Source organism: Agrobacterium tumefaciens str. B6, assembly GCF_001541315.1.
Classification (GTDB): domain Bacteria; phylum Pseudomonadota; class Alphaproteobacteria; order Rhizobiales; family Rhizobiaceae; genus Agrobacterium; species Agrobacterium radiobacter.
Map to the genome: position 1 here is coordinate 579,434 of NZ_LMVK01000001.1, position 18,681 is coordinate 598,114.

Consider the following 18,681-nt stretch of genomic DNA (forward strand, 5'->3'; position numbering starts at 1 on the left):
TATCTGGCTCAGGCGTGGGCCACAGCCGCGCCGCGCTTTGCGTCGACGGAGTAGGCGCCAGCGCCGAAGGCGGCAAGCAGGATGTAAGCGCCGGCAAGCGTGATGTTCTTCACCATCATGATGCCGTTCAGCGTGTTGATCCAGCCAAGAGCCGGCTCAGGCCAGCCGGGAACGGCAACGGTGCCGCTGTGGAAAACCAGACCGGTGAAGACGCAGAAGACGGCAAGCGCCCAGGCGGCGATTTTGGTCTGGAAACCAGCAAGAATGGCAAGACCGGCAACGAGTTCGAACAGGCCTGCGACATAGGCAAGCGCGGTTGCGGCGGGCAGGCCGGCGCCGGTGATCATGCCGGCCGTGCCGGCCGGATCGACGAGCTTGCTGAAGCCCGAAGTGATGAAGATGAAGGAAAGCAGAATGCGGGCGATGAGAACGAGAACGTTCTGGCTGCTGGACATGGATATCTCCGGTAATTGATCGGCGTGTTGCCGGTTTATCTGCAGGGCAATGTCTGGAGACATCAATGTCGGAAAATCACTCATCCATAAAGATGAACAACAGAAGACAAATTGTCTTCATTTTGTGAACGGTGGATGGCATCGCTGCAAAAAGCCTTAGGCGGCGAAGCGAATATCCTCAAGGCGCGGAAACAGGAAAAGCCCAGATATGCGCCCCTGCTGGCCGTCTTCGAAGCCGGAAGATTCACCCATGCAGATGACCGGCTGCCGCATTGCCGGCAAGATGGAAAGGCCGGTTGAAAAACAGAAACGTGAGGGCGCAGTGGAAACCTGCTCGAAAAGTTCCAGCACGCGGGCGTGGTCAGCGCGGTCGTAACAGCGGACAAGGCTCAGCAAGCCGCACTCGCCCGGCGGCAGGCCGTGCATGAATGATGCGTGTTCGCCGAGCCGGATGACGCCGCTCGAAAGATCGCTGCTCCACTCCTCCGAAATGAAGAAATGCGACATGGTCCGGGGATCGGGCGTGGTCGTCACCGCCGTTGGCAGAGCATCGTTGCGTCTTGATATTTCAAACAAATCGCGCCCCCGCATGAACACGTGCCAGCGCCGCCATTTCTAGCGCCACTGCCAGGTTGAACCTTTACCGCCACCCGCAGTCGAACGTGTTTGCCAAGCATCGAAACCCCTTCAATGCTCGCCGCCCAGTCGCGGAACCCTTACGGGGGCTGACTTATAGTTTATTTTCCCCTACCTACAACAACCAGTCAGTGAGAAAATCAAAAATATTATGTATTTCTTCTTCAAAATCGCGAGATTTGCGAAAAAAAAGCACAACTAAATAGCGCACTTATAAGCCGGTCCGAGTGGAAATCAGGCCCGTATGGGGTGGTGATTCGCTCATGGCGCTGCCGCATTATTGCATGGGATGGCAAAAAATAGCCGGATAAAATCACGGCTGTTCCAAAACGGGACAATATTTGAGCGCTTCCGCTTTCGGCCTTCAGAATTATGCAACCGGTTGATTTTATGAGGCATCTCTCGCAAGAGAGACGACGTCCTCCTCGGCCTCGTGCCGAGGATCTAATCACGTCGCGGGAAATCAATCGGTTGCAGATGCTCGGGACAGGCCCAAAGATGACGCCCCTTTCGTCAAACGTGCAGGGACGGCAAAGAAAAAGGGCGGTCCGAAGACCGCCCTTTCTTATTCCAGTGACAGGACTGATTAGAAGTCCATGCCGCCCATGCCGCCGCCGGGCATCTGCGGCATTGCCGATTCCTTCTTCGGAAGCTCGGCGATCATGGCTTCGGTGGTGATCAGCAGCGAAGCAACCGAAGCTGCGTTCTGCAGAGCCGTACGTACAACCTTGACCGGGTCGACGATGCCGAGCTGGATCAGGTCGCCATATTCGCCGGTCTGGGCGTTGTAGCCGTAGTTGTCTTCGTTCTTGTCGAGGATCTTGCCGACAACGATGGAAGCTTCGTCACCTGCGTTTTCTGCGATCTGGCGAACCAGAGACTGCAGAGCCTTACGCACGATGTTGATGCCGGCTTCCTGGTCGTCGTTTGCACCCTTGACGGTGATCTTCGTGGAAGAACGCAGCAGGGCAACGCCGCCGCCCGGTACGATACCTTCCTGAACAGCAGCGCGCGTCGCGTTGAGAGCGTCGTCAATGCGGTCCTTCTTTTCCTTCACTTCAACTTCCGTCGAACCGCCAACGCGGATCACGGCAACGCCGCCAGCGAGCTTGGCAAGACGTTCCTGCAGCTTTTCGCGGTCGTAATCGGAAGTGGTTTCTTCGATCTGCGCCTTGATCTGGGCAACGCGGCCTTCGATGTCGGACTTCTGGCCTGCGCCGTCAACGATCGTGGTGTTTTCCTTGGAGATCGAAACCTTCTTCGACTTGCCGAGCATGTCGAGGGTAACGCTTTCGAGCTTGATGCCGAGGTCTTCGGAAATGACGGTACCACCGGTCAGGATGGCGATGTCTTCCAGCATGGCCTTGCGGCGGTCGCCGAAGCCCGGAGCCTTGACGGCAGCGATCTTGAGGCCGCCACGCAGCTTGTTGACGACGAGCGTTGCAAGAGCTTCGCCTTCTACGTCTTCAGCGATGATGACGAGCGGCTTGCCGGTCTGAACGACAGCTTCGAGAACCGGCAGCATAGCCTGGAGGTTCGAAAGCTTCTTTTCGTGCAGAAGGATGTATGCGTCTTCGAGGTCAGCAACCATCTTTTCCGGGTTGGTCACGAAGTAAGGCGACAGGTAGCCGCGGTCGAACTGCATGCCTTCGACGACTTCGAGTTCGGTTTCAGCGGTCTTGGCTTCTTCAACGGTGATGACGCCTTCGTTGCCGACGCGCTGCATTGCTTCAGCAATGTCGAGACCGATCTGACGCTCGCCGTTTGCAGAGATCGTGCCGACCTGTGCAACTTCTTCCGAAGTGTTGATCTTCTTGGCCTTGGCCTGAAGGTCCTTGACGACTTCTGCAACGGCCAGATCGATACCGCGCTTGAGGTCCATAGGGTTCATGCCGGCAGCAACTGCCTTTGCACCTTCGCGAACGATGGCCTGGGCCAGAACCGTTGCGGTGGTGGTGCCGTCACCGGCGATGTCGTTGGTCTTGGAGGCAACTTCGCGAACGAGCTGTGCGCCCATGTTCTCGAACTTGTCTTCCAGTTCGATTTCCTTGGCGACCGAAACGCCGTCCTTGGTGATGCGCGGAGCGCCGAAGGACTTGTCGATAACGACGTTACGACCCTTCGGGCCGAGGGTTACCTTCACTGCATCAGCGAGAATGTCGACGCCCTTGAGCATCTTTTCGCGCGCTGAGCGGCCGAATTTGACTTCTTTGGCTGCCATTTTCAAAACTCCTGGTTTCGAACGGCCGGAATGGATCCGGCTTGAAATTTAAGGAAACGATGGGTTCGGCGAAATCAGCCGATGATACCCATGATGTCGGCTTCCTTCATGATCAGAAGGTCTTCGCCGTTGAGCTTGACTTCGGTGCCCGACCACTTGCCGAACAGGACGCGATCGCCAACCTTGACGTCGAGAGCGACGACCTTGCCGGCCTCATCGCGAGCGCCGGAGCCGACGGCGACGATTTCGCCTTCCTGCGGCTTTTCCTTGGCGGTATCGGGAATGATGATGCCGCCCTTGGTCTTTGCTTCGGATTCAACGCGACGAACGACGACGCGATCATGAAGCGGGCGGAAATTGGTGCTTGTCATTGCCTAATCCCTCGATCAAATGACTGCGCGAGCTTTTGGAACTCGCCAGATGGGTGTTAGCACTCTCCTTTATCGAGTGCCAGCGGAACCGAGATAAGGAGGGCATCTGCCGGAGTCAAGAACGCCCTGTCTGAAAAATTTCATGGCTTATGGTTATCAGCGTTCCATGACAGAAATTTCCCATGTGCGGATGCGCGCCATGACGACATTCTTTTCGCGCGATGCGCGTCGCATCCATCTACGGGACATTTGTGTTCATGCTGCGTCAGGCGGGGCCGAAGACCGGTCACTCACCGCTTTTTTCCTTGCCATCGGCGTCCCGCTTTGCGATGTGACGCACACCCTCTTCTCGCATCCGGAAAGCATCTCATGGCCCACCGCATTCTCACTCTCGGCGAAATCACTGATGGGTTCGACGTTATTCTTTCGGATGTCTGGGGCGTGCTGCACAATGGGGTCAGCGCCTTTCCGGATGCGGCGGTTGCGCTGCGGGAAGCGCGCAAGGCTGGCAAGACGGTGGTGCTCATCACCAATTCGCCGCGTCCCGCCCCCGGCGTCATCGCCCAGTTGCGCGTTCTCGGCGTGCCTGATGAGGCCTATGACCGTATCATCACCTCGGGCGACGTTACCCGTGGTCTGATCGCGGAAGGCCCAAAAAAGGTCTTCCTGCTCGGCCCGGAGCGGGACATGCCGCTGCTGGAAGGTCTCGATGTCGAATGTGTCGGCGAGGCGGAAACGGAATCCGTGGTCTGCACCGGCTTCTTCGACGACGAGACGGAGACGCCCGAAGACTATACCGAAATGCTCAAGGGCTTCATTGCCCGCAAGGTGCCGATGATCTGCGCCAACCCCGATCTGGTGGTGGAACGCGGCGAGCGCATCATTCCCTGCGCCGGCGCCATGGCCGCCTATTACGAACAGCTCGGCGGCGAAGTCCGCATTGCCGGCAAGCCGCATGCGCCGATCTATGAAGCCTGCTTAGCTGCGGCCAAGGAAGTGCGCGGCGCCTTCGCCAAGGATCGCGTGCTCGCCATCGGTGACGGCATGCCGACGGATGTGAAGGGCGCGATTGCGAGCGGTCTCAACCTTCTCTATATCAGCGGCGGCATTCACGCTGCCGAATATACGCTGAACGGCCAGACGGACGAGGCGCTTCTGAACGCCTATCTGAAGGGGCAGGGTGCAGCTCCCGGCTGGTGGATGCCCCGTCTCGCCTGAGGATATCTCGCCTGAGGAATAGCTGGCGCAGGAATGGATCGATTGCCATGACCGTCTTTCACCGCAATGAAAAAAAGGAGCCGCTGCCGGAAGCTCTTCGTGGCGGCGTCATCGCCATCGGCAATTTCGACGGCGTGCATCGTGGCCACCGGGCTGTGCTGGATCGTGCTCTGGAACTGGCGGAAGCCCGTGGCGTTCCCGCGCTGGTGCTGACCTTCGAGCCGCATCCCCGTTCCGTCTTCCGTCCCGACACGCCGGTCTTTCGCCTCACGCCCGCGCCGCTCAAGGCGCGCATCCTTGAGGCCATCGGTTTCCGCTCCGTCATCGAATATCCCTTCGACCGGGAATTTTCGCAGCGCTCGGCGGAGGAATTCGTTCAATCCATCCTGGTCGACTGGCTTCATGCCAGCGCCGTCGTCACCGGCTTCGATTTCCATTTCGGCAAGGGCCGGGAAGGCGGCCCGGCATTCCTGATGGAGGCCGGCAAACGCCATGGTTTTGACGTGACGCTGGTGGATGCCTTCCGCGACGAGGGTGCGGATGTCGTCTCCTCCAGCCGTATCCGCTCGCTTCTGTGCGACGGTGATGTGGCAGGCGCCGCAGGCCTGCTCGGATACCGCTTCACGGTGGAAAGCGAGGTCATTGGCGGCCAGAAGCTGGGGCGCACGCTGGGTTATCCCACCGCCAACATGGCGCTCGCCCCGGAAACGGAACTGAAGGCCGGCATCTATGCCGTGCGGTTCCGTCGCCCCGATGGTTCTATCCACGATGGCGTGGCAAGCTTCGGTTATCGTCCGACCGTCACAGAAAACGGCGCGGCGCTGCTCGAAACATTCGTCTTCGATTTCTCCGGCGATCTCTACGGCGAGGTCTGTTCGGTCTCCTTCTTCGGGCACCTGCGCGATGAACTGAAATTCGATGGCCTCGATCCGCTCGTCGCCCAGATCAGGCGCGATGAAGAAGAGGCGAGAGCGATGTTATCGGGCGTGCGCCCGCTCAGCGCGTTGGATGCGAAGATTGCGTTTTGATCTGATGAGACCTGTCAGCCCATATTCCGGGCTATATTGCCGTCGCTTTTCTCTTCCTTTTTGCCGGAAAACCGCATAAACAACCGGCCATGTCCCAATACCGGTTGAAGTTTACAGTTCAGATTGGCCGAATTATTGGCCCGGCCTTCCGCCCGCTCTGACGAGCCGGAAGGTCCGGGATTTTGGCGCTTGTCATGGCATTTGTCATGGCGCTTTCCGTATTTGCCCCTCTTTGAAATTGAGACGGCGCGACCGACACGGCGCGCAACAACGGTACGATTATGAGCGACACCGCAGAAAAACTGGACTACTCCTCCACCCTCTATCTGCCGCAGACGGATTTTCCGATGCGCGCTGGCCTGCCGCAGAAGGAACCGGAAACGGTGAAGCGCTGGCAGGAGATGGGCCTCTACAAGCGCCTGCGCGCTTCCGCCGCCGGCCGCGAGAAATTCGTGCTGCATGACGGCCCACCCTATGCCAACGGCAACATCCACATCGGCCATGCGCTGAACAAGATCCTGAAGGACGTCATCACCCGCTCGTTCCAGATGCGCGGTTACGATGCCAATTACGTTCCGGGCTGGGATTGCCACGGCCTGCCGATCGAATGGAAGATCGAGGAAGCCTATCGCGCCAGGGGCAAGAACAAGGACGAGGTTCCGGTCAACGAATTCCGCAAGGAATGCCGTGACTTCGCGGCCGGCTGGATCAAGGTTCAGTCGGAAGAGTTCAAGCGCCTCGGCATCGAAGGCGACTTCGAAAACCCTTATACGACGATGAACTTCCACGCCGAAGCCCGCATCGCCGGCGAACTCCTGAAGATCGCCAAGAGCGGCCAGCTCTATCGCGGCTCCAAGCCGATCATGTGGTCGGTCGTCGAGCGCACGGCGCTGGCGGAAGCCGAAGTCGAATATGCCGATGTCGAGAGCGACATGATCTGGGTGAAATTCCCGGTAAAGGACGCTGCGCCCGCTCTTTCCGGCGTCTCCGTCGTCATCTGGACGACCACGCCGTGGACCATCCCCGGCAACCGCGCCATCGCGTTTTCTTCGCGGGTCGAATATGGTCTTTTCGAAGTTGAAAGCGCGCAGAATGATTTTGGCCCGCAGCCGGGCGAAAAGCTGATCTTCGCCAAGAAGCTGGCCGATGAGGCCGCAGCCAAGGCGAAGCTGACCTTCAAGCTCGTTCGCGACGTGAAAACCGAAGAACTGGCCGCCATCACCTGCGCCCACCCTTTGGCTTCGCTCGGTTACGATTTCCCGGTTCCGCTTCTCGAAGGCGATCACGTCACCGACGATGCCGGTACGGGCTTCGTGCACACCGCGCCGAGCCATGGCCGCGAGGACTTTGACGTCTGGACCGCGCATCAGCGCGAGCTGGAAGCGCGCGGTGTTTCGTCGGCCATCCCGTTCCCGGTCGGTGACGATGGTTTCTACACCGAAGACGCTCCCGGTTTCGGCCCGTCCGCCGAAGGCGGCGCTGCCCGCGTCATGGATGATAACGGCAAGAAGGGCGACGCCAACGACCGCGTCATCAAGGCGCTGATCGCTGCCAATAACCTGTTTGCCCGCGGCCGCCTGAAGCACAGCTATCCGCATAGCTGGCGCTCCAAGAAGCCGGTCATCTTCCGCAACACGCCGCAATGGTTCGTCTATATGGACAAGGAACTGGGCGACGGCACGACGCTGCGTTCGCGCTCCTTGAACGCCATCGATCAGACCCGCTTCGTTCCGGCCTCCGGCCAGAACCGCCTGCGCGCCATGATCGAAGGCCGTCCCGACTGGGTTCTGTCGCGCCAGCGCAGCTGGGGCGTGCCGATCGCCGTTTTCGCCGACGAGCATGGTGAGGTTCTGGTCGACGAGGCCGTCAACGCCCGTATCATCGAGGCTTTCGAAGCTGAAGGTGCGGATGCCTGGTTTGCCGAAGGCGCCAAGGAACGTTTCCTCGGCAATGACCACGACCACGCCAAATGGCAGCAGGTCATGGACATCCTCGATGTGTGGTTCGACAGCGGTTGCACCCACACCTTCACGCTTGAAGACCGCCCGGACATGAAGTGGCCGGCGGATGTCTATCTCGAAGGTTCCGACCAGCATCGCGGCTGGTTCCATTCGTCGCTGCTCGAAAGCTGCGCGACGCGCGGCCGCGCGCCCTATAACGCCGTTGTCACCCATGGTTTCACCATGGATGAGAAGGGCGAGAAGATGTCCAAGTCCAAGGGCAACGTCGTCTCGCCGCAGGAAGTCATGAAGGACGCCGGCGCCGATATCCTGCGCCTGTGGGTCATGACGACGGATTATTGGGAAGACCAGCGTCTCGGCAAGGCCATCATCCAGACCAATGTCGATGCCTATCGCAAGCTGCGCAACACCATCCGCTGGATGCTCGGTACGCTCGCCCATTATAAGGGCGAAGAGATCGCCTATGACGATCTGCCGGAGCTGGAAAAGCTGGTGCTGCATCGCCTGTCCGATCTGGATAAGGTCGTGCGCGAGGGTTATGACGGCTTCGAGTTCAAGAAGATCGCCCGCGCGCTGGTGGATTTCGCCAATGTCGAGCTTTCGGCCTTCTATTTCGATATCCGCAAGGACACGCTTTATTGCGACGCGCCGTCGTCGCTGAAGCGCCGGGCATCGCTGTCGGTCATCGCCAAGCTGTTCGATTGCCTTGTTTCCTGGCTCGCGCCCATGCTGCCCTTCACCACCGAAGAAGCGTGGCTATCGCGTTATCCGGATGCGGAATCGGTGCATCTTGCCCAGTTCCCGGAAATCCCGGCGGAATGGAAGAACGACGCGCTGGAAGCGAAGTGGGAGAAAATCCGCAAGGTCCGCACGGTCGTGACAGGCGCGCTGGAAGTCGAACGCCGCGAAAAGCGTATCGGCTCCTCGCTCGAAGCCGCGCCCGTCGTGCACATTGCCGACGCCGATCTTCTGGCGGCGCTGAAGGGGCAGGATTTCGCCGAAATCTGCATCACCTCGGCCATCTCGGTGGTTGGTGACGAAGGCCCCGCCGATGGCTTCCGCCTGCCGGAAGTGGCAAAGGTCGTGGTTGAGCAGAAGCTGGCGGAGGGCGTAAAATGCGCTCGCTCCTGGCGCATCACCACCGATGTCGGTTCCGATCCGGACTATCCGGAGGTTTCCGCCCGCGATGCGGCCGCGCTGCGCGAGCTTGCAGCCCTGGCATAATGAAAATGGCCGGATGAATTGCGCTTTGCCTCTTCATCCGGTACACCTGCCTGAAAATGGCCGGATTTGCACGGCAATGCGGGCTGCCGCCTGCCGAAAGACGATGTCTGGCGCAGTGGGACGGACGGCTGGAAGGGTTTCGATGAAGACGATGCAGGGTAATGCGCAGGGTTTGGGCATGTTTCGCACGGTTGTTGGCATCACGGCGATAGGCGTGCTGCTCGGCGCCTGCACGAGCCCGACCTACGGTACGGGCAAGACGGCGGCTGAACAGCTTGTCGACGATCTTGGCAACGCGACCTCGATCACCGGTGACCAGAGCAAGCGCAACCTGAAATACAGCCCCCGCCCGGGTCTCGTCGTTCCCGCCCAGACCCGTGCCGAACAGCTGGCCACGCCGCAGCAGAACATGGCAAGCCGCGAAAACAACCCGCAATGGGTGGAATCGCCGGAAGAAACCCGCGAACGTCTGCGCGACGAAGCGGATGCCAATAAGAACAACCCGCATTACCGCTCGCCGTTGCTCGCCGGTAACGGCACTGCCGGCCAGATGACCGAAAGCCAGAAATGGGAAGCCTTCCGCAAGGCGAAGGCCGAAGCCCAGGGCGGCTCGGTCGTCAACGCCCAGCGCAAGTTCCTCACCGACCCGCCGGCTGAATATCGCAGCGTCCCGCAGGATCAGCTGACCGATCTCGGCGAGCCGGAGCAGAAGAAAGAAAAGCGCCGCAAGAAAGAAGCGGCAGTCGCCGGCACCGGCAAGAGCTGGTGGAACCCCTTCCAGTAAAAACGAATGGCTGATGGCCTGCGGGAAAGCATGAGCCTCCCGCCGGCCGCTCAATCGTCGAGGCGTTTCTCGCGAAAGAATTGCCGTAGGATGTCAGCACTTTCGCTTTCCGCCAGCCCGGAATAGACATCCGGCGCGTGGTGGCAGGTCGGCTGGCTGAAGAAGCGCACGCCATTATGCACCGCGCCGCCCTTGGGGTCTTCCGCGCCATAATAGAGCCGGCGGATACGGGCGAATGAAATCGCCGCAGCACACATGGTGCAGGGCTCCAGTGTCACGTAGAGATCAGCGCCGGGCAGGCGTTCCTGCTCCAGCGCTTCGCAGGCCATGCGGATCACGGCGATTTCGGCGTGCGCCGTCACATCATTCAATTCACGGGTGCGGTTGCCGGAACGGGCGATGACGCGGCCGTCCAGAACCAGTACGGCGCCGATCGGAACCTCCTGCCGCTCGCCGGCGGCACGGGCTTCCGCCAGCGCCAGTTCCATGAAATGCGTCCTTTCGGCCATTGCGTTTCAATTTCCTCTTAACCCTTGTGCTTGGACCTGATAGGACAGCCCAAACAACAGGCAAACAGCAAATGACTTTTAAAGACAAGCCGAAGCGTGACGGCGGCAAGACAATTAGCCGCGACAAGAAGCCGAAAGGCCCCGGCAAGCCCGCCGCAGAGCGCGAAAAGAAACCGACCGAGGCAAAGGCCGCCCCGGCGCCGGAAACCGTTGGCGGCTCCAAGCCCGAGCGCATTTCCAAGATCATGGCGCGCGCAGGTGTGGCCTCGCGCCGCGATGTCGAGCGCATGATCATGGAAGGCCGCGTGTCGCTGAACGGCGTCAAGCTGGATACACCGGTGGTCAACGCCACGCTGTCGGACAAGATCGAAGTCGACGGCATGCCGATTCGCGGTGCCGAGCGCACGCGCCTGTGGCTCTATCACAAGCCCGCCGGTCTGGTGACGACCAATTCCGACCCGGAAGGCCGCCCGACCGTTTTCGACAATCTGCCGAGCGAACTGCCGCGCGTTCTGTCCATCGGCCGCCTCGATATCAATACCGAAGGCCTGCTGCTGCTCACCAATGATGGCGGTCTCTCCCGCGTGCTGGAACTGCCGACCACCGGCTGGCTGCGCCGTTACCGCGTCCGCGCCCATGGCGAGGTCGATCAGGCAGCGCTCGACAAGCTGAAGGAAGGCATTGCCGTCGATGGCGTGCTTTATGGCGCAATCGACGCGACGCTCGACCGTACCCAGGGTCACAACGTCTGGATCAGCATGGGCCTGCGTGAAGGCAAGAACCGCGAGATCAAGAACGTGCTCGGCGCACTCGGCCTCGAGGTCAACCGCCTGATCCGCGTTTCCTACGGTCCGTTCCAGCTCGGCGATCTCGCCGAAGGCAAGGTGCTGGAAGTGCGCGGCCGCATGCTGCGCGACCAGCTCGGACCGCGTCTGATCGAACAGGCCGGCGCCAATTTTGACGCGCCGATCTATAATGCGCCCGTTGAAGACGAGGAAGACAACACGCCGAAGCGGGCGGTGAAGTCCGAATGGGCAAAGAGCGATGCGCCGGAAGGCAAGCCGCGTTTCGACAAGGCTGTCGGCAAGCCGGAAGACCGTCGCGAAAAGGCGCTCGGACGGCTGGATACCAAGCGCGGCGACAAGCCGGCTGGAAAGTTCGGCTCCAAGCCCGCCGGGAAATTTGGCGCAAAGGGCCGCAGCGAGGATGATGGCGACGACCGCCGCCCACGCCAGCCCGCCGGCACCAGCCGCACGGCCAATGTCTGGATGGCGCCCGGTGCAAGGCCCACCCGTGACGGCAAGGAGCGCAAGTCTTCCGCCCGCGCGGAAGCCGAAAACCTCTTCAAGAAGCCTTCCGCCCAGGACGAGGCGCGCCGCAACGTTGTGCGGCATGCGGATGCCGAGGGCGAGTGGATCCGCTCAGATTCTCCCCGCGAAGAAGAAGGTGGCCGCGGACGCGGCGACCGTCCGCGCGGCGAAAAGAGCTTTGGCGATCGTGGTGGACGCGGCGGAAAGCCGTTCGGTGACCGGCCATTCCGCGACAAGCCGCGCGAAGAGGGTGATCGCCCGCGTGGCGACCGCCCACGCGGCGAAAAGAGCTTCGGTGACCGCCCGGCGCGCGGCGGCAAACCTTTCGGCGACCGGCCGTTCCGTGACAAGCCGCGTGAAGAGGGTGATCGTCCGCGCAGTGACCGCCCACGCGGCGAAAAGAGTTTCGGTGATCGCACCGCCCGCGGTGAAAAACCTTTCGGTGACCGTCCGTTCCGCGACAGGCCCCGTGAAGACGGTGAGCGCCCACGCGGCGAGCGCCCGGCGGGAGACAAGCCCCGTGGCGGCAAGCCGGGCGGTAAACCCGGATTCGGCAAGCCGTCCTTCGGGAAATCGGGCGAGCGTGGCGAACGTTCTGGTTTCTCAGGCAAGAGCAAAGGCCCCGGTGGTCCCGGCGGCGGCAAGCCGGGCGGCAAAGGCCCGGGTGGCAAACCTTCTGGAGGCAGGGGAATGACACGTAATGCGGATCGTAGGCGGTGAGTTCCGCGGCCGGACACTGGCCGCGCCGAAATCGAATTCCATTCGTCCGACCATCGACAGGACGCGGGAAAGCCTCTTCAACATTTTAAGCCACGCCTATCCGGAAAGTCTGGACGGCACGCGCGTTCTGGACGTTTTTGCCGGAACGGGCGCGGTTGGTCTGGAGGCGCTTTCGCGCGGCTGTCGTGTGGCGCTCTTCGTCGAAAACGGCGTGGAGGGCAGGGGGCTGCTCTGGGAAAATATCGATGCGCTGGGTCTGCATGGCCGCGCCCGCATTTTGCGGCGTGACGCCACCAAGCTCGGTGGTGTCAATAATATCGAGCCCTTCGATCTTCTCTTCGCCGACCCGCCCTATGGCCATGGCCATGGTGAGAAGGCTTTCTCGGCAGCCCATGGCGGCGGCTGGCTGACACCTGGCGCGCTCGCCATTCTGGAAGAGCGCGGCGATGTGGCGGTAAAGGTCGATCCGGTATTCAAGCCGCTCGAAAGCCGCATCTTCGGCGACACGAAAATGCATTTCTACCGCTACGAGCCCTAGAACCTTTCCAGGAAAAGTGGAGCCCGGTTTTCCGCCGGGAAATCCGACAGAACAAAGAGTTGGAGTGTTTTCGCGATTTAAAGAAAAGCGAAAACGCTCTGATAGGAACACCTCCCGTCACGCCACGGTCTTGTCTTCTTTGCCGAATAGGCAGAGTCTTTGCCGCGGAAAGAATTTGGGTGTGCGCATGGAGCAGGGTGTAAACGAAAGCGTCACGATCGTCCGCGCCGGGGAAGAGGTTCTCCAAGGTGACAGCACGGGTGGCCACGAGCCGACATTCGGACTGGCGCTCGGCGGCGGCGGGGCGCGGGGCATCTGCCACATCAACGTCATCGAGGCGCTGGACGAACTCGGCATCCGGCCCGTCGCGATTTCCGGTTCTTCCATCGGCTCCATCATCGGCGCGGGCATGGCAGCCGGCATGACCGGCCGCGAAATCCGCGAATACACGCTTGAACTCATGGGACGAAAGGGCTCGGTCGCCAACCGGCTCTGGAGCCTCGGCCCGGCATCGATGCGACACGCGGTGGACGGTTTTCGCCTTGGGCAGTTCAACCTCGAACTCATTCTGCACGCGCTGATGCCGCAGGCTCTGCCGAAGGATTTTTCGGAGCTTGCCATTCCGCTCAAAGTGATAACCACAGACTATTACGCGCAGACCGAAGTGGTGGTGGAACGCGGGGAGATCATCCAGGCGCTGGCGGCATCCGCGGCCATTCCGGCACTGTTCATGCCTGTTCGTATCGATGGCCGCATCATGATCGATGGCGGCATCTTCAACCCCGTGCCCTATGAACATCTGCTGGATCGGGCCGATATCGTCATCGGCGTCGATGTCGTCGGCGGCCCCGAAGGCGACGGCACAACCATGCCGAACCGGCTGGACAGCCTGTTCGGCGCCAGCCAGCTGATGATGCAGGCGGCAATCGCCCTGAAACTGAGGCTACGCCCGCCGCATATTTTCCTGCGCCCGCCGGTGCACCGTTTCGGCGTGCTGGATTTCCTGAAGTCCGAGGAGGTGCTGAACGCGTCGGCTAGCATCAAGGACGACCTGAAACGGCAGATCGACATGCAGGTGGAGCTGTTTCATCGCGGGCAGGGTGTGGAGGCTTGAGCGGTACGTCCTGGATATTCGCTGGGAACAAGTGGCGCTCTTCCAGCCATCGCCTTTGAATCACAGCGAAACTTCCGTCTCGCTCTCCTCCGAACCCTCTTCCTCCTCCCACTTTTCCGCCTTGGTCTTCGGCTTCATCAGCGGTTCCGGCTTCACCTCGCGCACCGGCTTGTTGTGCAGCATCTGCCGGCCGGCGGCGAGGCCTTCGACGGCCTGAAGCTCCAGCCGCTGCTCGTCGCGTTCGCGAATATCGTCGGCAATCGCCAGTGCCCTTTCGCCATCCATGTCGAGCCCCTCCAGAATGCGCCTGCCGAACAGCAGGCCGGATTCCAGCGTCTCGCGGATTTCATATTCCACGCCTCTTTTCCTGAGGTCGAGGGAATGCACGCGGTCATAAGAGCGGGCATAGATGCGCACGCTTGGAAATTCTGACTGGATCATGTCGATGATACGGTCGGTGACCTCCTTTTTATGGGTACAGACCGCCACGAGATCGGCCCTTTCTATGCCGGCGGCGATCAGCACGTCCTTGCGGGTGCCGTCACCGAAAAAGATGCGAAAGCCGAACCGGGCGGCCTGACGCACGCGGTCGGCGGAACTGTCGATGACGGTTACGTCGCGCCCGCCGGCGAGAAGAATCTGTGAGGCGATCTGGCCGAAACGGGAAAAGCCGATCATCAGCACATCCGCGCCCGCCCCGTCGAAATCCTCTTCCAGCTTGTCCTCTTCCGCATCCTCCGCCGTCAGCCGCCGCGAAATCACGGCCAGAAGCGGCGTCAGCGCCATGGAAAGCGTGACAACGGCAACGAGGATCGAGGCGGTTGCCTGCGGAAACAGCCCGGAGGCCGCCGCCGTGGTGAAAAGCACGAAACCGAATTCGCCGCCCTGCGCCAGAAGCAGCGCAATCCGGCTCGATGCATAACGCGAGGAGCCGGCGATCCGGCAGAGGCCATAGATCAGGGCAGCCTTCACCGCCATCATCGCCGGCACGGCGATCAGGATGAGGACGATGTGCTCATAAACGATATGGATGTGCAGTGACATGCCGACGGCCATGAAGAACAACGCCAGAAACAGCCCGCGAAACGGCTCGATATCGGCCTCCAGCTCATGGCGATAGGAAGATTCCGACAGCATCAGCCCGGCCAGCAGCGCACCCATGCCCATGGAAAGCCCGACCATCTCCATGATGGCGGCAGCACCGATGACGACAAAAAGGGCGGCCGCGATCATCACTTCACGCGCACCCGTGCGGGCGATGATCTGGAACATCGGCGTGAGCAGGTAACGCCCGGCCAGCACCATGCCCGCCACAGCAACGACGGAGGCGATGAGATCGGACACCATCGAATCCGTCGGCACATCCGGGCGGTTGGAAAGAATGGTGACGAGGGCAAGAAGCGGCACGATGGCAAGGTCCTGAAACAGCAGGATAGAGAAGGACCGGTTGCCATGCCGCGTATTCATGTCGCCGTCATCGGCAAGGATTTGCAGCGCAAAGGCGGTGGAGGAAAGCGCAAGACCGAAACCCGCAACCACGCTTCCCCGCCAGTCGATCAGCCCCGCCCACCATGCAATGGCCGCCAGCACGCTGCCGGTCACCAGCACCTGAGCCAACCCCAGGCCTAAAATATCGCGCCGCATCTGCCAGATGCGTGAAGGCTTGAGTTCAAGGCCGATGATGAAGAGCAGGAAAACGACGCCCAGTTCCGAGACGTTGAAGATGTCCTTCGCATCCGTGACCAGATGCAGGAACGGGCCGATGATGATGCCGGCGACCAGATAACCGAGCACGGTGCCAAGCCCGAGCTTGCGGAAAACGGAGGCCGCGATGACCGCGCCGGCCAGAAGCAGCAATGGTTCGGAAAAGAGAGCGTCGTGCTCGGTCATGCGGGCGGACTTTCGAATAGGGTGGCGACAATACCGTCCGAATGGAGAAAGCGGCGTTTCGCCCTTGATGCGGGGTTGCTGGCACAATAAATGGAACAGGAATGAAAGGCCAACTCATGTCCTCAGAAATAGATTCTTCCAAACTTCTCGATCGCGCCAGCGAACTTGTCGATCTTGCCCGTGCCGCCGGCGCGGATGAGGCGGATGCCGTTGTCGTCCGCTCCCGCTCGCAGTCGGTCGGCGTGCGGCTGGGCAAGGTGGAAAGCACCGAATCCTCCGAAAGCGACGATTTTTCCCTGCGCGTCTTCGTTGGCCGCCGGGTGGCGAGCGTTTCCGCCAATCCGGGCTTCGATCTGAAGACGCTGGCGGAACGGGCCGTCGCCATGGCCAAGGTCTCGCCGGAAGATCCCTTTGCCTGCCTGGCGGACAAGGAGCGGCTTGCGACGTCCTACAACGATCTCCAGCTTTTCGATGCGACTGAGGTCTCGGCCGATCAGCTGCGTGAGGCAGCCCTTGCTTCTGAAGAAGCAGCACTCGGCGTCAAGGGCGTCAGCAATTCCTCCGGTGCCGGCGCATCGAGCGGCGTGGGTGGTCTCGTCCTCGCTACGTCACACGGTTTTTCCGGCAGCTATATGGGCAGCCGTTTCAGTCGCTCCGTCAGCGTCATCGCCGGCCAAGGCACGAAGATGGAGCGCGACTACGATTTCGACAGCCGCCTTTATTATGCCGATCTCGATGAGGCCGAGGAAATCGGTCGCCGCGCCGGTGAAAAAGTCGTGCGGCGTGTCGGCCCGCGCCAGGTCGATACCGGCAGCAACATCACTGTGGTTTTCGATCCACGCATCGCCCGCGGCTTCGTCGGTGCAATTGCCGGCGCGATCAACGGCGCTTCGGTTGCCCGCAAGACCAGCTTCCTGCGCGATAAAATGGGTCAGCAGGTTCTGAAAAAGGGCCTTTATCTCACCGACGACCCGCAGATCGTGCGCGGCCCGTCCTCGCGTCCCTTCGATGGCGAGGGTGTCAGGGGCGAGAAGATGACGATGATCGAGGATGGTGTCTTGAAGCACTGGTTCCTTTCCACTTCGGCGGCGCGGGAACTTGGCCTTGAAACCAACGGGCGCGGCGTGCGCGGCGGCACGGCGGTTTCGCCGGCCTCTACCAATCTCGCGCTGGAGCCGGGCGATCTCTCGCCGGAGGACTTGCTGAGGCAGGTCGGAACCGGCTTTTACGTCACCGAGCTGATCGGCCACGGCGCCAACATGATCACGGGTGAATATAGCTGCGGCGCCAGCGGTTTCTGGATCGAGAATGGCGAAAAGACCTTCGCGGTTTCCGAGGTCACCATTGCCTCGAACCTGAAGGACATGTTCATGCGGGTCACACCGGCCAATGATATCGATCGCAAATACGGCGTCGCGGCCCCGACGCTCGCCATTGAAGGCATGACGATCGCGGGCAAGTGAGGCGGCCTGCGGGTTGTTTTCGCCGACACTTTATGTGCAAGTGCGAAGAGAAAAACGGGCGCGCCGTTTGAGGCGCGTGGAAAAGACGGCAAAATGAACGATATGGCTGAAGCCCGCTGGGCCTCCGATCTGCGGCTGGTCCTTAAAGCCGCCCGCAAGGCGGGTGAGACGGCCCTCGGTTTCTTCCGCAAGGATCCCGAGGTCTGGTGGAAAAATGGCGGGCTTTCGCCGGTCAGCGCGGCCGATTACGCCGCCAATGAAATCCTCGAAACCATCCTGCGCTCCGCCCGGCCGGATTATGGCTGGCTTTCCGAAGAGACGGATGACGATACGGACAGGCTTTCCCGCTCCACCGTCTTCGTCGTCGACCCCATTGACGGTACCCGCGCCTTCATCGGCGGCCGGGATACATGGTGCGTCAGCGTCGCGGTGGTGCATGAAGGCCGACCGGTGGTCGCGGCTCTTGTCGCTCCGGCGCTTGCGGAGGAGTTTACCGCATTTGAAGGTGGTGAAGCTCTGAAGAACGGGTCACCCGTTTTTGCCGCGCGCGAAAATGCCGGCATCTTCCATCTGGCAGCGCCCGAAGACGTGATCACGCATCTGCCGGAAGAGGTGCGCAGCACCGTCAAACGCATTCCACACGTGCCCTCGCTCGCCTACCGGCTGGCCATGGTGGCGGATGGCCGCATCGACGGAACGCTGGTCAAGGCCAACTCGCATGAGTGGGATCTGGCCGCCGCCGACCTCATTCTGGAGAAGGCCGGCGGTCGTCTGGTCGGGCTCGATGGAAAACCTCTGATGTATAATCGCCGGCAGGTTAACCACCCCGCATTGTGCGCTGCAGCAGATTATGCGCTGCCTGCACTTTTGAAAGCGTTTTCACATCTGTCTGACAGTTGACGTTTGCCGGGAAATCCCGCAGATGAAGGCCTCTCTCAGCGTTTAAGAAAGAGACTAAGAAATGACGGAATCTGGCAAACCGAAACAGCTGCTGCACCTCGTCTTCGGCGGCGAACTTGAAAACCTTCAGGATGTTCAGTTCCGGGATTTGAACGCGCTCGATATCGTCGGCATCTATCCGGACTATGCTTCCGCGCTCACCGCATGGAAGTCCAAGGCGCAAATGACTGTTGATAACGCCCATATGCGTTATTTTATCGTGCATATGCACCGTCTTCTCAATCCGGACGATAAAATTTGAGTCCTTTTGCCCTTGCGTTGTAATACTATTGGGTGAAG

At 60.8% G+C, this 18,681-nt stretch carries 16 protein-coding genes; 10 read left to right on the top strand and 6 right to left on the bottom strand.

Features of this window, described 5'->3' with window-relative positions; genetic code table 11:
- Positions 1-8: 8 nt before the first annotated feature.
- From ASB65_RS02820 to groES, 4 genes are all read right to left on the bottom strand, one after another.
- Positions 9-455: a DoxX family protein gene (locus tag ASB65_RS02820; RefSeq protein WP_003503183.1), complete on the bottom strand. Its 447-nt coding sequence runs from the start codon at positions 453-455 to the stop codon at positions 9-11.
- A gap of 156 nt (positions 456-611) precedes the next feature.
- Entirely contained in the window at positions 612-1,046 is a 435-nt protein-coding gene (locus tag ASB65_RS02825; RefSeq protein WP_003503182.1) for a hypothetical protein, read from the bottom strand.
- Between the two features lie 631 nt (positions 1,047-1,677).
- On the bottom strand, positions 1,678-3,312 hold the full coding sequence (gene groL, locus ASB65_RS02830) for a chaperonin GroEL (RefSeq protein ID WP_003503181.1): 1,635 nt from the start codon (positions 3,310-3,312) through the stop codon (positions 1,678-1,680).
- Between the two features lie 74 nt (positions 3,313-3,386).
- The gene (groES, locus tag ASB65_RS02835; protein ID WP_003503180.1) at positions 3,387-3,683 is read right to left on the bottom strand and encodes a co-chaperone GroES; all 297 of its coding nucleotides are present in this window, start codon (positions 3,681-3,683) and stop codon (positions 3,387-3,389) included.
- A 369-nt stretch (positions 3,684-4,052) separates the two neighbouring features.
- On the opposite strand from groES, the gene ASB65_RS02840 reads away from it, so the two are divergent.
- The 4 genes from ASB65_RS02840 (at position 4,053) to ASB65_RS02855 (ending at position 9,898) form a co-directional block, all read left to right on the top strand.
- Entirely contained in the window at positions 4,053-4,901 is an 849-nt protein-coding gene (locus ASB65_RS02840; RefSeq protein ID WP_003503178.1) for a TIGR01459 family HAD-type hydrolase, read from the top strand.
- Between the two features lie 47 nt (positions 4,902-4,948).
- Positions 4,949-5,929 carry a bifunctional riboflavin kinase/FAD synthetase gene (locus ASB65_RS02845; protein ID WP_035261003.1) on the top strand — a complete coding sequence of 327 codons (981 nt, stop codon included), beginning with the start codon at positions 4,949-4,951 and terminating at the stop codon, positions 5,927-5,929.
- Positions 5,930-6,210: 281 nt separating this feature from the next.
- The gene (ileS, locus tag ASB65_RS02850; RefSeq protein WP_060722956.1) at positions 6,211-9,114 is read left to right on the top strand and encodes an isoleucine--tRNA ligase; all 2,904 of its coding nucleotides are present in this window, start codon (positions 6,211-6,213) and stop codon (positions 9,112-9,114) included.
- 142 nt (positions 9,115-9,256) lie between these two features.
- Positions 9,257-9,898, top strand: a complete 642-nt coding sequence (locus ASB65_RS02855) for a hypothetical protein (RefSeq protein ID WP_020811949.1) — start codon at positions 9,257-9,259, stop codon at positions 9,896-9,898.
- Between the two features lie 50 nt (positions 9,899-9,948).
- Here the strand turns inward: ASB65_RS02855 and ASB65_RS02860 are convergent, their stop codons facing one another.
- On the bottom strand, positions 9,949-10,407 hold the full coding sequence (locus tag ASB65_RS02860; RefSeq protein ID WP_003503170.1) for a nucleoside deaminase: 459 nt from the start codon (positions 10,405-10,407) through the stop codon (positions 9,949-9,951).
- Positions 10,408-10,478: 71 nt separating this feature from the next.
- Here ASB65_RS02860 and ASB65_RS02865 point away from each other — a divergent pair, with 71 nt between their 5' ends.
- The 3 genes from ASB65_RS02865 to ASB65_RS02875 all read left to right on the top strand — a co-directional run bounded on the left by ASB65_RS02865 (position 10,479) and on the right by ASB65_RS02875 (position 14,089).
- Complete coding sequence (locus ASB65_RS02865; protein WP_060722957.1) at positions 10,479-12,437, top strand: pseudouridine synthase; 1,959 nt, start codon at positions 10,479-10,481, stop codon at positions 12,435-12,437.
- On the top strand, positions 12,418-12,975 hold the full coding sequence (gene rsmD / locus ASB65_RS02870; RefSeq protein ID WP_003503166.1) for a 16S rRNA (guanine(966)-N(2))-methyltransferase RsmD: 558 nt from the start codon (positions 12,418-12,420) through the stop codon (positions 12,973-12,975). Before ASB65_RS02865 ends, rsmD begins: the two co-directional genes overlap by 20 nt.
- 187 nt (positions 12,976-13,162) lie before the next feature.
- A complete protein-coding gene (locus ASB65_RS02875) occupies positions 13,163-14,089 on the top strand; it encodes a patatin-like phospholipase family protein (RefSeq protein ID WP_060722958.1) in 927 nt (308 codons plus the stop codon).
- 60 nt (positions 14,090-14,149) lie between these two features.
- On the opposite strand, the gene ASB65_RS02880 is transcribed toward ASB65_RS02875, so the two are convergent.
- Entirely contained in the window at positions 14,150-15,979 is a 1,830-nt protein-coding gene (locus ASB65_RS02880) for a monovalent cation:proton antiporter-2 (CPA2) family protein (RefSeq protein ID WP_060722959.1), read from the bottom strand.
- 116 nt (positions 15,980-16,095) lie between these two features.
- Between ASB65_RS02880 and ASB65_RS02885 the strand changes: the two genes are divergently transcribed.
- The 3 genes from ASB65_RS02885 to ASB65_RS02895 all read left to right on the top strand — a co-directional run bounded on the left by ASB65_RS02885 (position 16,096) and on the right by ASB65_RS02895 (position 18,643).
- Positions 16,096-17,442, top strand: coding sequence for a TldD/PmbA family protein (locus ASB65_RS02885; RefSeq protein ID WP_060723032.1), 1,347 nt, complete (start codon positions 16,096-16,098; stop codon positions 17,440-17,442).
- Positions 17,443-17,535: 93 nt separating this feature from the next.
- A complete protein-coding gene (locus ASB65_RS02890; RefSeq protein WP_003503157.1) occupies positions 17,536-18,342 on the top strand; it encodes a 3'(2'),5'-bisphosphate nucleotidase CysQ in 807 nt (268 codons plus the stop codon).
- A gap of 61 nt (positions 18,343-18,403) precedes the next feature.
- Positions 18,404-18,643 carry a DUF4170 domain-containing protein gene (locus ASB65_RS02895; protein WP_003503155.1) on the top strand — a complete coding sequence of 80 codons (240 nt, stop codon included), beginning with the start codon at positions 18,404-18,406 and terminating at the stop codon, positions 18,641-18,643.
- Positions 18,644-18,681 lie beyond the last annotated feature (38 nt).